The 13,267-nt window shown below is 69.8% G+C and carries 13 protein-coding genes; 4 read left to right on the top strand and 9 right to left on the bottom strand.

Annotation, left to right across the window (positions count from 1 at the left end; translation table 11 throughout):
• Positions 1-15 precede the first annotated feature (15 nt).
• Positions 16-417 carry a histidine kinase dimerization/phospho-acceptor domain-containing protein gene (locus AB0C87_RS09580; RefSeq protein ID WP_360577082.1) on the bottom strand — a complete coding sequence of 134 codons (402 nt, stop codon included), beginning with the start codon at positions 415-417 and terminating at the stop codon, positions 16-18.
• A gap of 349 nt (positions 418-766) precedes the next feature.
• On the opposite strand from AB0C87_RS09580, the gene AB0C87_RS09575 reads away from it, so the two are divergent.
• Positions 767-2,179, top strand: a complete 1,413-nt coding sequence (locus tag AB0C87_RS09575; RefSeq protein WP_360577081.1) for a PLP-dependent aminotransferase family protein — start codon at positions 767-769, stop codon at positions 2,177-2,179.
• A gap of 25 nt (positions 2,180-2,204) precedes the next feature.
• On the opposite strand, the gene AB0C87_RS09570 is transcribed toward AB0C87_RS09575, so the two are convergent.
• From AB0C87_RS09570 to AB0C87_RS09535, 8 genes are all read right to left on the bottom strand, one after another.
• Entirely contained in the window at positions 2,205-2,570 is a 366-nt protein-coding gene (locus AB0C87_RS09570; RefSeq protein ID WP_345174124.1) for a cupin domain-containing protein, read from the bottom strand.
• Positions 2,571-2,595: 25 nt separating this feature from the next.
• The gene (locus AB0C87_RS09565) at positions 2,596-3,558 is read right to left on the bottom strand and encodes an MBL fold metallo-hydrolase (protein WP_345174126.1); all 963 of its coding nucleotides are present in this window, start codon (positions 3,556-3,558) and stop codon (positions 2,596-2,598) included.
• A 1-nt stretch (position 3,559) separates the two neighbouring features.
• On the bottom strand, positions 3,560-5,158 hold the full coding sequence (locus AB0C87_RS09560; protein ID WP_360577080.1) for an FAD-dependent monooxygenase: 1,599 nt from the start codon (positions 5,156-5,158) through the stop codon (positions 3,560-3,562).
• Positions 5,155-5,565, bottom strand: coding sequence for a Rid family hydrolase (locus AB0C87_RS09555; RefSeq protein WP_345174129.1), 411 nt, complete (start codon positions 5,563-5,565; stop codon positions 5,155-5,157). The genes AB0C87_RS09560 and AB0C87_RS09555 overlap by 4 nt, the downstream gene beginning before the upstream one ends.
• The gene (locus AB0C87_RS09550) at positions 5,562-7,187 is read right to left on the bottom strand and encodes an NAD(P)/FAD-dependent oxidoreductase (protein WP_360577079.1); all 1,626 of its coding nucleotides are present in this window, start codon (positions 7,185-7,187) and stop codon (positions 5,562-5,564) included. Before AB0C87_RS09550 ends, AB0C87_RS09555 begins: the two co-directional genes overlap by 4 nt.
• 23 nt (positions 7,188-7,210) lie before the next feature.
• On the bottom strand, positions 7,211-8,776 hold the full coding sequence (locus AB0C87_RS09545; protein WP_360577078.1) for an amidohydrolase: 1,566 nt from the start codon (positions 8,774-8,776) through the stop codon (positions 7,211-7,213).
• A gap of 125 nt (positions 8,777-8,901) precedes the next feature.
• Positions 8,902-9,687 (bottom strand): SDR family oxidoreductase, encoded by a 786-nt coding sequence (locus tag AB0C87_RS09540; protein WP_360577077.1) that lies wholly within the window; start codon positions 9,685-9,687, stop codon positions 8,902-8,904.
• Positions 9,687-10,397, bottom strand: coding sequence for an SDR family NAD(P)-dependent oxidoreductase (locus AB0C87_RS09535; protein ID WP_345174134.1), 711 nt, complete (start codon positions 10,395-10,397; stop codon positions 9,687-9,689). The genes AB0C87_RS09540 and AB0C87_RS09535 overlap by 1 nt, the downstream gene beginning before the upstream one ends.
• 193 nt (positions 10,398-10,590) lie before the next feature.
• Between AB0C87_RS09535 and AB0C87_RS09530 the strand changes: the two genes are divergently transcribed.
• The 3 genes from AB0C87_RS09530 to AB0C87_RS09520 are packed head-to-tail and all read left to right on the top strand — an operon-like array spanning position 10,591 to position 13,264.
• The gene (locus AB0C87_RS09530) at positions 10,591-11,637 is read left to right on the top strand and encodes an ABC transporter substrate-binding protein (protein WP_345174137.1); all 1,047 of its coding nucleotides are present in this window, start codon (positions 10,591-10,593) and stop codon (positions 11,635-11,637) included.
• Positions 11,634-12,473, top strand: a complete 840-nt coding sequence (locus AB0C87_RS09525) for an ABC transporter permease (protein ID WP_345174138.1) — start codon at positions 11,634-11,636, stop codon at positions 12,471-12,473. Before AB0C87_RS09530 ends, AB0C87_RS09525 begins: the two co-directional genes overlap by 4 nt.
• Positions 12,470-13,264, top strand: coding sequence for an ABC transporter permease (locus AB0C87_RS09520; protein WP_360577076.1), 795 nt, complete (start codon positions 12,470-12,472; stop codon positions 13,262-13,264). Before AB0C87_RS09525 ends, AB0C87_RS09520 begins: the two co-directional genes overlap by 4 nt.
• The last annotated feature ends 3 nt before the right edge of the window (positions 13,265-13,267 follow it).

Here is a 13,267-nt window from a genome sequence, read left to right as displayed (position 1 = left end):
TCGTAGGCGAGGAGCTCAGGTGTCGCGCCTGGCAGCGCCATCAGGTCCCAGGTCAAGAGCTCTCCCACGACCGCCTGGGCAACCATCTTCCTGGGAAGGCACTTGCACGCCGCATCCCCGGCTGCTCGAGGACAGAAAGTCGGTCACGTTCCGCTCCAGGGCCAGCACGTAACGCATCGCCGCCCGCAAAGTGACAGAAGGATCAAGATCCTCGGGATACATCAGCGCCTCTTCCAGGTGTAGTCGAAGCGCGGTCAGCGGTGTGCGCAGGTCGTGGCTCAGGTCGCGCGAAGTTCGCCGGGCGAGGTCGTCTGCACCCAGGCATTCGAGAGGGGCCTTGGTCGTCGCAACGTCACGGATCTCGACCACCTGGCCTCCGGATGCATGGGGCGCGCTTTGCGTCTGGTGCTGGCTCATGGTTCGGCCTTCCGTCAAGCTCATCTGCTTACCGGTCCAGCGTGCCTTCAGGGCAGAGGTCGCGGCGGGGGGTGAAGTACGGGTATCACTACCTAGATCTAGTGCAAGATCGGGTGTCCGACCGGGACGGGGATCGCCTCCCGGCCCGCGGGCGCGGGCAAGCGAGCCCATCCAGCCTGATCCCGCCTTCGCATGACCGGCCGCCGCCCTCTGTTACCAGATCTTTGCGCTCACGGCCGGCCGACCGGTTCCTCGACTTGGTTCCCGCTGGCCTGTATGGACGGCCGGATCGGTCGTATAGTCCAGTATTCGCTCCTTCAGCCAGACCAGTTGTGAGGAGAGTGCGGGCATGGCGATCCGCCGGTCCAAGTTCACGGCCGATCTTGCCCTGGTCGACATCGACCAGAGGCCTGAGCGGACGCTGACCTCGCGGCTCGAGGGGTCGCTACGCGACGCGATTCGAAGCCGACGCCTGCGTGAAGGCGTTGCGCTGCCGTCATCCCGACACCTGGCGTCGGAGCTCGGATGCTCGCGGTGGGTGGTGGTACAGGCCTATGAACAGCTGATCGCCGAGGGATATCTGCAGGCGACGCAGGGCGGTGCGACGCGGGTGTGCGGACTGTCGTGGCGGGCTGCGCCGCAGGACCCAGTGATCGAGCAGCCGGTCACGCGCTACCGGATCGACCTCACCGCCGGGCAGCCGGACATCTCCGCCTTCCCCGCGAGTGCGTGGGCACGAGCGACGCAGACCGTCCTCGCCAGCACGGAGTGGGACAACCTCCACTACATCGACCCGTCAGGCATCGAGGCCTTCAAGATCAGCGTCTGCGAGCTTCTCGGCCGCACTCGGGGGGTGGTGGCCGAACCCAACCACGTCCATGCGACCGCAGGGGCCACCCACGCGATCGGGTTGGTCTGCCGGGCGGCCGCACGCGCCGGCCATACCAAGCTCGCTGTCGAGGATCCCGGCTGGCCGCCCCTGCGCGACTTCGCATCGGCCGCCGGGCTCGAGTTGGTGCCGATCCCGGTCGACGAGGACGGGATCAAGGTCGAGGTGCTCGAACGACACCCCGACGTGCGCATGGTCTTGGTCACCCCCGCGCACCAGTTCCCGACCGGGGTGGTGCTGTCAGCAGAGCGACGGCAGGCGTTGGTGCACTGGGCCGAAGCCGTCGGCGGGCTGGTGCTCGAAGATGCCTACGACGCCGAGTTCCGCTATGACAAGCGGCCGGTAGGCTGCCTGCAGGGCATGGCGCCCGCCCGCGTCGCCTTCGTGGGCTCGTCGACGAAACTCCTCGCGCCGGGGGTTCGGCTGGGCTGGCTCGTCCTGCCGGGGCGCTGGAACCGGCTCGTCGTCGAGGCACGGGAGGGGATCGACCTCGGTGTCTCCGCGCTGGTCCAACTCATCTTCGCCGAGCTCGTCGACAACGGCCAATTGGAGCGGCACCTCAACCGGTCACGACGCCTCTACCGCGCCAGGCGGGCACGGATGCTCGAGGCACTCGACAGGTACCTGCCGGCACTGGAGACTGCTGGAATCGCCGCCGGGCTGCACCTCCTGGTGCGATTGCCTGAAGGAATCGACGAGAACCGCCTGGTGAGTGAAGCGGGTCGACGGGGCGTGAAGGTTTACGGACTGGGGCGCTACGACCACGGCACGAGCGAGCGGCGCGGCCTGGTTCTCGGTTACGCCCGCGCGACCGCGACGTCGATCGAGGACGGTGTGCGAATTCTTGCCGAGTGCTGCGCCGGCCTCGAATGACTGATCCGACCCGATCCGCGGGCTGTCACTCGGCCCGGAAGACGACGTACACCTTGCGCAACCTCTCGTGCACCTCCCAGATGCCGGTCCAGCCGACCGGGAACAACGCCGTGTGCCCGGCCGTGATCTCCACGGGTTCGCCGTCGTCCTGCCGCACCGTCATCCGTCCGGAGAGGACGTGGATGAACTCCCCCCGCTCGTGGAAATCCCATCGCGACGTGCCGCGTTCGCACTCCCAGACACCCGCCAGGATCCCCTGCCGCTCGGCGGAGAACATGATCTGGCTGCGGGTCGTGATGGGCCCCGCGAGCGGCTGGGCGATCGGTGGTGCAAGCGGGGACTCCCGCAGATCCTCTGCGTTGAGGCTCGACGCCTCGAAGCTGATGGTCACGTGCGTCCTTCCGGTCGGGTCGGTGTCATGCGCCCTGGAGCAGATCCCAGATCTGCTGGTCTCGCTCCACAGTCCAAACGGTGGGGCGCTCGACCCCGTCGAGCTCCTCCCATAGGCGCGCGACGTTGAACGGCATGCAGTGCTCGAAGATGGGCCAGCGCCCGTAGTCCTCGACCAAGGCGCCGTGGGCGGCAGCGAAGGCGTCTCGCAGCGAACCCGCTGCCCGGTGCACGCCGCCCACCTCACGCAGCATCACCTGGAGGAAGTGGCGGGTCTGCTCGACCGCTTCGTCGACGGCGTCCCGTCCGCGGCTGACGGCGCCCCGGCCGCCGACGAGCACCGCGGCCTCCAGCGAGGCCACCTCGTCCAACGTGCTCACCCAGTTGCGGTGGAAGGCGTCGCCGGTGTACAGGGCGGCGCGTGACTCGACGAGGTCGCCCGAGAAGAGCACCCGCTGCCCGGGCAGCCATGCCACGATGTCGCCCTCGGTGTGACCCCGGCCCAGGTGGCAGAGGACCAGGTCGCCGCGCTCTCCGCCCAGCGGGATGGTGAGTCGCTCGGAGAAGGTCAGGTCGGGCCAGGTGAGTCCGGGTACGGTCTCGGGGTCCTTGGCCAGCCGCGGCATCCGGGTGAACTCGCTGGCCCAGTCCTCGCGACCGCGTTCCGCGACGAGATGGCGGGTCCGGTCGTGCGCGACGATGACGTCGGCCTCGAACGCGGCGGCACCGAGGGTGCGGACGGCGTGGTAGTGCGAGAGGACCAGGTAGCGCACCGGCTTGTCGGTGTGGTGCCGCAGCCGCTCGAGCCAGTCGGCGGCGGCGCTGGGCGTGGCTCGGGCGTCGAAGCACACCAGGAAGTCCTCTCCCTCGATGGCGCCGACGTTCGGGTCGCCCTCGGCAGTGAGGGCGTAGACGCCGTCGGCCACGACTTCGAGCGTCTCGGTCTTCGCGGTCGTGTCCGCGCTGGAGGCGAAAGGCTTCTGGGGCATGTCAGGCTTCCTTTCCGTAGAGGCTGCAGGCCGTGTCGGCGAGTTCGGCGACGACGTCGCCGTCGGCTCCAGAGGGCCCACGGTCCAGACGTCGCGAAACGAAGCCGTCGGGACGGACCAGGAGGGCGGCTCCGCCCTGGCAGGCACCGAGGACGCGTTCGCGGGCCACTCGCCCGCGCACGGGCAACCTGGTCGGCCCCAGCCCGCCGCCGAGGTGGTGCACAGTCACCTCCACGTCGTCGTGGTCGCCGGCCGGCTGCGGGACGTCGACGACCATCGGGTGCAGCCCGTACGCCGCCCGCAGCCGTAGCGGGTGGCCTTCGCGCGCGAGGCTGGCGGGCAGGTCCGGCATCAGCTCTCCGGACTTGACGGCCGCACGGGACTCGATCGGGTCCGGGACAGTGAGCGAAGACATCGCGACCGGTTCGGGCCGGTAGAAGTGACCCGCGTCGACCCAGCGTCGGGCCGCCGGCACCCGCGTGGCGAGTGCGAGCGTGAGGTCGCGCCGCCAGCGCCCGCGCCTGGTCGTGGGTGCCATGAACGCGGCCGTGTCGGAGGTGACGGAGAAGTGGTGCCGGGCGACGGCGTGCCGCTCTTCGCCATAGGTCGCCAGCAGGGCCGGCGCGGCCTGCCCGGTGACGACCATGCCGAGTTTCCAGGCGAGGTTGTCGGCGTCGGCCAGACCGGAGTTGAGGCCACGTGCGCCATACGGGGCGTAGAGGTGCGCCGCATCACCTACGAGGAAGCAGCGCCCGACCGAGAACCGTGACGCCATGAGCTGTTTGAAGACGTAGGACGTGGACCAGGTCACCTCGTAGTCGTGGTCCCCGATGACGGCTCGGATTCGGCGGTCGAGCGTCCCGTCTCTGGCCTCGGACTCCAGGTCGGGCGGGTGCCCGACCTGGAAGTCGAGGTGCCACAGCGAGAACGGCTGGGGGTGGATCAGTGCCGTGCGGCCGGCCCCGGCCGGGGGATGGAAGACGAATCGGCGCTCGTCGGGGAACGGCAGGTCCGCCCGCACGTCGACGATCAGGTAGTGGTCGTCGTGGGCGTGGCCCTCGAATCGGACGTCCAACTCCTTGCGCACGGTGGACCTGGCCCCGTCGCAGCCCGCGACGTAGCCGGCGTCGACGTGCACCGGGTCGCCACGTTCGTCCACGAGCTCCGCCGCCACGTGGGTCTCGTGCTGCACGAGACCCCGGAAGGTGAGTCCGAGACGCAGGTCGACCAGCGGTTCCTCGTCCACCGCGTCGAGCAGCAGACGCTCGGTCTCGCTCTGCGGGAAGTTGACCGCCATCGCGTAGCCGGCCGGGTCGGGGACGGGGAACCGGTCGTGGCGGAGCTCCTTCGTGCCGACGAAGACCCGGGATCCACTCAGCCTGACACCGGTCCGCCCGATCGCGTCACCGACGCCCACCTTGGCCAGGATCTCGAGCGACTCCCCGTGCATGAGCACGGCCTTGGAGCTGAGCCTGATCTCACGGTCGGCAGGATCGACCACCGTGCTGGCCACGCCGTACCGGGCAAGGAGCAGCGCGAGCGTCATCCCGACCGGCCCCCTGCCGACGACGAGGACGTCGGTCCTCAGCGACGCCGTCACGACCGGAGCACCGCCCGTGCGGAGATCTCCACGAGGAACTCCGGACGGGCCAGGCCGGCGACGACCAGGAGCGTGCTCGTCGGCTTCACCGCCCCGGTGAAGCAACGCACCCGGGCCTCGTTGATGGCGAGCAGGTGGTTCCGGTCGATGCAGTACGTGGTCGTCTCGACCACGTCGTCCACGCTGCCCTGGGCCGCCGCCATGATCGCGGCCAGGTTCGCGAAGACCTGCTCGGCCTGGGCCTCCGGGTCGTCCATCCCGACGATCCGGCCCTCCGGGTCGAACGGGACGAGACCGGAGACGAACAGGTCACGCCCATGCCGGACGGCGTAGGAGTAGGCGAACCGCTCGGTCGGACCCGCCGGCAGCGCGGGCGTCGCTACGGCGATCGGCTCCGGCCCGCTCACTGCTCGCCCCCGGCCAGCTCGGCCCAGATGTTGCGCACGCCCCACCAGCGCGAGATCCCCACCTCGTCGGCGATCTGCGAGGCGGCGAGGTAGCCCGGGAAGCCGGTGATGTTCCCGCCGGGGTGCGCGCTGGAGCCGGCCAGGTAGAGCCTCTCGACGCCGGGCACGGCGTGCCCCCTCATACCGGGGAACGGACGGTCGACGCCGCGCTGACCGGGACCGAACCAGCCGTGGAACAGGTCGCCGCGCTGCATGCTGGGGAACCGGCGCTCGGTGTCCAGCGGCGTGCCGGCGAACGCGCCGAGCAGGTTCGCCCCGCCCAGGTTGGGCGCGTACCCGCGCCAGAAGTCCAGGACCGTCTCCAAGTGTCTTTCCTTGTGGGTGTCCCAGTTGGCGGGGTCACCCCCTAGCGCGTACGGCGTTTTCTGCCACATGTACGCCGCGTGGTGTCCCGGTGGCGCCTGCGACGGGTCGTGCACGGTGGGACAGCCACCGATCAGCATCACCTGGTCGGACACGATGCCCCGGTCGGCGTTGTCGTACAGCCGCAGCACGTCGGCCGGGTCGTCCAGGCCGAGGAACGTCAGCCGTGCCTTGTTGATGTCCGGGTTGGCGGCGGCGGCGGTGTAGTCGGGGGCGTCCTTGAGGGCGACGTTGACCCCGAAGATCTGCCCCACCTTCTGATACTTGAAGTCCTGGGTCTTCTGGGTGAGCTCGGCAGGCGAGTCGTCACCGAGCAACTGGAGGAAGGTCTGGTGCGGGTTGAGGCTGCTGGCCACGAACTGGCGGGCGCGGATGAGCGACCCGTCCTCCAGCTCGACACCGACCGCGCGCCCGCCCTCGACGACGATGCGGCGCGGGGTGGTCTGCTCCATGATGTGGCCACCGTGCGCGTAGACGTCGTGCTTGAGCGCCCGCGCCAGCGAGTACGAGCCGCCGACCGCGATCTCGCCCGGGACCTGGGAGGCCAGGAAGGTCGGGACCACGTTGCCCTGGTCGGGGACGTTGACGTCGACCTCGCGGATGACGCAGTAGTACAGGAGCATCGCCTTGACCGCGTCGCTCTCGAAGGTGTCCTCGATGAACTGGCGCGGCGACAGCGGCGCGTACTTCAGGTAGCGCCGGCCCAGCTCGGAGCCCCGGAGGATTCGGTCCCGCTTCTCGGAGCCGACCGCGGGAGAAGACATCTCGGGGCCGACGAGCTCGCGCACCACGTCCTGATGCTCCGCGGCGATGGTGCGCCAGGTGCGGGCGTCGCGCTCGGAGAACTGGGCGATCGACTCCGCGGTCCGCTCCGGGGAGGCGTACCAGACGATGGCGCGCCCGTCGCGCTGGATGCTCGTGATCGAGGGGTCCGGGGCGACGAACCGCACCCCCCAGTCGGCGAGCTGAAGGTCCTTGAACCAGGGCGATGACGTCACGCCCTTGAGCGACACCGCATGGGTGCCGTGGAAGAAGCCCGGCAGGGCGTTGTCCTCGGGGGTCTGCAGGCCGCCACCGGCATGTTGGCCCTTGTCGATCGACAGTGTGCTCAGGCCGGTCCGGGCCAGGTAGGCCTGGGTGATGAGTCCGTTGTGCCCGGCACCGATGATGATGCCGTCGTACTCCTTCTCGTAGCCCACGGGGAGGTTCCTCTCTTCGGGCGTCAGCGGTTGTCGTAGACGGTGCGGTCGCCGACGCGGGTCTGGAGGACCCGGATCGAGCGAAGGTCCTCGGGACGGGTGGCCAGTGGATCCCTGTCGAGCGCGACCCAGTCGGCCAGCCGCCCCGGCACGAGGGCGCCGCGCTCGTGGTCCGCGAAGGCGAGCCACGCGGCCGAGGTGGTGTACATGGCGAGGGCGGTGGCCACGTCGACGCGCTGCTCCGCTCCGGCCACGCCCCTTCCGGCGACCAGCCGGGTGACGGCGTCGTGGATGCCCGCGATCGGGTCTGTCGGGGTCAGCGGCGAGTCGGAGCCACCGGCCACCACCACTCCGGCGTCGAGCCAGGAGCGCAGCGGGGATGCGGCGTCCGCCACCTCACGCCCCCACATCTCGGCGAGACGCGGGGCGATCCAGGTGTGCATCTGCGGCTGGGCGGCCAGCCCCATCCCGAGGGCGGCGGCGGTACGCATGTTGCCGGCGGTGGGTCCGAGGTAGGCATGGATCAGGGAGCAGCGCAGCCCGGCCACCCGGGTGCGCGGGGCAGCGGCCAGTGCGGCCAGTGCCGCGTCGACGGCCAGTCCACCGATCGCGTGGATGCCCAGCGACCAGCCGGCCCGGACACACTCCTGCACGATCAGCGCTAGCCGGTCGGCCGCCACGATGCGGGTGCCGTGGTCACAGGTGCCGGGATAAGGGTCGCGCACCCAGGCGGTGCCCATCGAGACGACGCCGTCGAGGAAGACCTTGATCGCGCCGTACCTCAGCCAGGAGTCACCACTGCCAGTGGGGCCCGCGAGCCCGGCCAGCCAACCGGCCACATCGTCGTCGGACAGGTCCGGCTCCAGGACCGGCATCATCGTTGTACGGACGGTGAGCGCACCACGGTCGCGCGCCGCGGCGTACGCCGCCCGCTCCGGGGCGGTCAGGGCCGGGTCGATCACAGCGGTGACACCGCGACGGTGGTACTCCTGCTGCACGTCCGTGAGCGCCCGCAGCACCTCGCGTCGCGAGGGTTCGGGCACCAGTCGCGAGACGAGGCGCATCGCAGGCGCCTCCTGGAGTTCACCTGAGGGCTCGCCGTCGGGACGACGGACGATGTGGCCGCCGGCCACGTCCGGACTGCCCGCGTGGAGGCCGGCGGCCTGCAACGCCCGCGAGTTGACCGAGGCGGCGTGCCCCAGGCGGGGCAGGTAGACCGGCACGTCGGGGCAGTACGCGTCGAGTTCCTCACGGTCGGGCATCCGGCGTTCGGCCAGGTCCTCGACGAACCATCCCTCGCTCGAGGTGATCCAGGGCAGGTCCGGATGCTGCGCGGCGTACTTTCTCAGGCGGTCGCCGATCTCGGCGATGCTCCGGCTCCCGGACAGGTCCAGGGCTCCGTGCCGCATCCCGGTCCAGAGCATGTGGTTGTGGCTGTCGGTGAATCCCGGGAGCACCGTGGCCCCGCGCAGATCCAGGAGCTCGGCCCGAGCCGAGGCGAGCCCGCGCACCTGGTCCCACTCCCCCACGGCGGCCACGCGACCGTTCCGGCACAGCAGCGCGGAGCCCTCCGGGTGCGCGGTGCTCATCGTCCGTACGGTTGCGCGAACCAGGGTCTCGGAAGGGGTCTCGCTGGGCATACGAGGACGCTAGGGCGGCGACTGGTTCGGAGCACAGACCACTGCCGCACTGTTCGACCAGACCAGTTTCGAACTCACAGGCTCATCCCACCGTCCACCGGCAGAACGACCCCGGTCAGGTAGTCCGACGGGCCGGTCACCAGGAACTCCAGCACGTCCGCGCACTCCTCGGGGCTGCACAGCCGCCCAAGGGGGATGGTCGACAGCGCCTCCTCCATCCCGACGGCACGGATCTTGGCGAGCACGCGTTCGGTGCCGACCGCCCCAGGCACCATCACGTTGGCGTTGACGCCGTACGGCGCGACCTCACGTGCGAGCGACCTGGTGTACGCGATCACCGCCGCCTTCGCGGCCGCATAGTGGGCGTAGCCGCCATCCGCCCGTGGTCGCAGCGCCGCGACCGACGAGACCGTCACGATCTTGCCGCGACCACGCGCCGCCATCCCCGCGGCGAGCGGCCCGCAGATGTTCACGACGGTGGCCATGTTGGTCTGGTAGGCACCGGAGAACGCCGGCCATCCGGTCCGCGTCGGCGAGTTCTCCCACATCTCGCCGGTGCCGCCCCCGGCGTTGCAGACGCAAACGTCGACGGGCCCCCATGCCTCAGCGACGCGTTCGAGGACGGCCTCGACCTCGTCGGCGACCGTCAGGTCGCAGTCGACCCTCCACACGTCGGCTTCTGCGACGCCGCCGGAAGGTGGGACGGGGTCGTGCGTGCGGTCGATCGAGACCACGCGGGCGCCGAGCGCCGCGAGTCGCTTGACGAAGGCCAGCCCCATCCCCCGTGCACCACCGGTCACGACCGCGATCCGTTCGTCCAGGCTTCTCGTGTCGGCGGCCGGCACGCTGCTCCCGCTCATCAGTAGGACGCCCGTCCACCCGACACGTCGAGCACGGCTCCCGACGTGAACGTGCAGGCAGGGGAGCACAACCAGGCGATCGCCTCGGCCACCTCCGCCGGCTGCCCCAGTCGCCCGAGCGGTGTCCGCTGCAGCACGTAGTCCATGAGCCCCTCGGCTCGCTTCGTCATCTCGGTCTCGATCACGCCAGGGGTCACACAGTTGACGAGCACACCCATCGGGCCCAACTCCCGCGCCAATGCCTTCGCCAGCCCGATCACACCGGCCTTCGACGCGCTGTAGGCGACGCTGCGCGGGTTGCCTTCCTTACCCGCCACCGAGGCCACGAGGACGATCCGTCCCCACCGCTGGCTCGCCATCTGCCGCGCGGCCGCGCGGGACAGGTTGAGGCTGCCGGCGAGGTTGACCGCGAGGACCTCGGCCGCCTCGTCCGGCGACGTCTGATCGAGGGTGGCGTCCGGGCCCGGGACACCGTGGCTGGCGACCACAACGCCGAGGCCGGCCGGAGACTCCGCTGCGAGCGCGACGAGGTCCTCGACCGCCTCGTGATCCCGGACGTCGACCCGATGCCCGCTCGCGCTGCAGCCGGCCTCGCGGAGTTCCTCGACGACCGCGGTGCAGTCCGCCCGGTCCGCGAGCAGGAGCCGGTGCCCCCGGGCACCGAGCAGCCGCGCGGTCGCAGCCCCGATGCCCCCGGCAGCGCCACTCACGAGGGCCACTCCCCGAGCATCGGCCGCGTCCGCCGTTTCACCCGCCATGGTTCCCACTCCCACCTGCCCGCCAACGACTCCAGAGCGATCTTGGATACATATTACATAGAGCAAGGTGAATCGTCCCTGAATCATTGACACTCAGCCCACGCGACTCCTATCTTCTGGATACATTTCATGGGAAGGACCGTCCATGCTCACCTGGCCCCTCCGCGCTCGGCGCCTCATCCCTCTCGCCTCTATCGCCGCCGCCTCCGTCGCCCTCTCCAGCTGCGGGAGCACGGGCCCCCAGTCGGCCGGTGGGTCCGCCGTCACCTTCGTCTCCAACGGCGGCAACCTCCAGGACGCGCAGGAGGCCGCCTGGCTCAAGCCCTATGCCAAGGAGACGGGCGTCTCGGTCGTCCAGGACGTCGGATCCACCGACTACGCGAAGATCAAGGCGATGGTCGACTCCGGCCGCGTCACCTGGGACCTCCTCGACGTGGCGGGCGATTTCGGAGCCGACGCCAAGACCCAGGCCCTGCTGCAGCCGCTCGACTGCGCGGTCATCACATGCGCCGACGGCGACAAGTACCGTGTGCCGCTGCACACCTGGGCCGCGGTGCTGGCCTTCAACGACAAGTCCCTCAAGGGCACTCCCACGTCCTGGAAGGACTTCTTCGACATCAGGACTTTTCCGGGCAAGCGGGTGGTCTGGAAGGAGCCGGTGGGCACCGGGTTGCTCGAGGGCGCGCTCCTCGCCGACGGGGTGGCGCCCAAGGACCTGTATCCGCTCGACGTCAACCGGGCGCTTGCCAAGCTCAGAACCATCAAGGACAGCATCATCTGGTCGGCGAGCCCCACCGAGACCATCGAGGCACTCAGCAGTGGTGAGGCCAGCATGGGCCTCACCTTCGCGAGCCAGGTGTACGCCGCCGTGAAGAACGGCTCGCCACTCCACGTCGTCTGGGACGGCTACGGCCTCGGCGGTGACTACCTCGTCGTCCTCAAGGGCGCTCCCAACACGGAGCAGGCGATGAAGCTGGCCGCCTACATCACCTCGGTCGAGCACAACGCGGACCTCTCGAAGATCTACCCGGTCGCGCCGGCCACCACCGGTGCGACCCCGGACCCGAAAGCGCCGACCTACGGCTACCTGCCCGCCGGCAAGGGCGGCACGTCCTACCGCTTCGACGACGCGTTCAACGCGAAGCAGTACGAGACCGTGTCCCACCAGTTCGTCGAGTGGCTCCAGAAGTGACCAGACGGTCAGCACGCAGGGTCGGCTGGAACTGGCTGGCCGTCCCTGCGGTCGCCTTCCTCGGGGTCGCCTTCTTCTGGCCGCTGCTCGACATGCTCCACATCAGCCTCACCGACCCGGGGCCGGAGAACTACAAGTTCTTCGGCAAGTCCCCCGTCTTCCTTCGCTCGTACCTGACGACGTTCCGGATCGCGGTCGTCGTCACGGTCCTGTGCCTGGTGATCGGCTATCCATACGCGTACGTCATGAACCGCGCGAAGGGCCACACCGCCATGGTCCTGACGTTCTTCGTCCTGCTGCCCTTCTGGTCGAGCATCCTGGTCCGCACCTATGCCTGGACCGTGTGGCTGCAGGACACCGGTGTCGTCAACTCGACACTGCGGTCCGCAGGCCTCACCACCGAGCCCGTCCAAATGATGCGCAACGACATCGGCACCGTCATCGGCATGGTGCACGTGCTGCTCCCGATCATGGTGCTGACCCTGTACGCCGGGATGCGGCGCGTCGACGCGACGCTCGTGCCGGCCGCCCACATCCTCGGGGCCCGGCCGTTCGCCGCCTTCCGGAAGGTGTTCCTGCCGCTGACGGTGCCGGCCGTCTTCTCGGGCTGTGTGCTGGTCTTCGTCATCTCGCTCGGGTTCTACCTGACCCCCGCCATCCTGGGCGACCCCGCCGACGTGATGGTCAGCCAGCTCATCGTCGAGCAGACCACGAGGCTGCTGAACTTCGGCGTCGGCAGCGCTCTGGGCATGGTCCTGCTCGGCGCCACGCTCGGCGTGCTGGCCCTCGCCAGCCGGGCGGTGTCGCTCGACCCGACCGGACGGAGCAAGTCATGAGGATCTCTGCCGGCACCGTCGCCCTGCGCACGTGGACCGTCCTGGTCGCCGCGTTCATGGTGATCCCGACCCTGGTCATCGTTCCGATGGCGTTCACCGAGAGCTCCCGGCTCAGCTGGCCGCCCAGGGGCTTCCAGATGGGTTGGTTCCAGGTGCTGCTGACCGACCCCGAGTGGCGTGCCGCCACTGCCACAAGCGTCTCGGTCGCGCTGTGGACCGCGCTGGCCGCCACCCTCCTGGGCGCGCTGCTCTCGCTCACGCTCGTGCGGGGCTCGTTCGCCGGACAGCGCACCCTGAACGTGCTGATGATGAGCCCGATGATCGTGCCCGTCGTCATCCTGGGCGTGGGCTGCTACTTCGCCTACGTCCGGCTCGGCATCGCCGGCACGACCCTGGGCCTGGTCGCGGCTCACACAGCGCTCGCGCTGCCGCTTTCGGTCGTCTCGATCTCGACGAGCCTCCGCACGATCGACCCCGACCTGGAGCGCGCGGCGGCGGGCCTCGGCGCGCGTCCCGTCACGGTCTTCCGGCGGATCACCCTCCCCCAGCTGGCCTCGGGCCTGGCGGCGAGCGCGATCTTCGCCTTCATCACCTCATGGGACGACGTGGTGGTGGCCGGCTTCATCACCAGCCCGACCGTGCGCACGCTGCCCGTCGTCATCTTCAACCAGTTGCGGACCGGCCTCGACCCCACGGTGGCCGCCGCTGCGACCCTCCTGATGCTCGTCACCACGGTGGCGCTTCTCGCGCTGGGCATCGGCTCATTCCTGCGTACGAGGAGACGAACGTGACGT

Source organism: Actinomadura sp. NPDC048021, from assembly GCF_040653135.1.
Taxonomy (GTDB): Bacteria; Actinomycetota; Actinomycetes; order Streptosporangiales; family Streptosporangiaceae; genus Spirillospora; species Spirillospora verrucosospora.
Note: the sequence above shows the minus strand (reverse complement) of the source record. Positions and strands in the feature narration are given on the sequence as shown.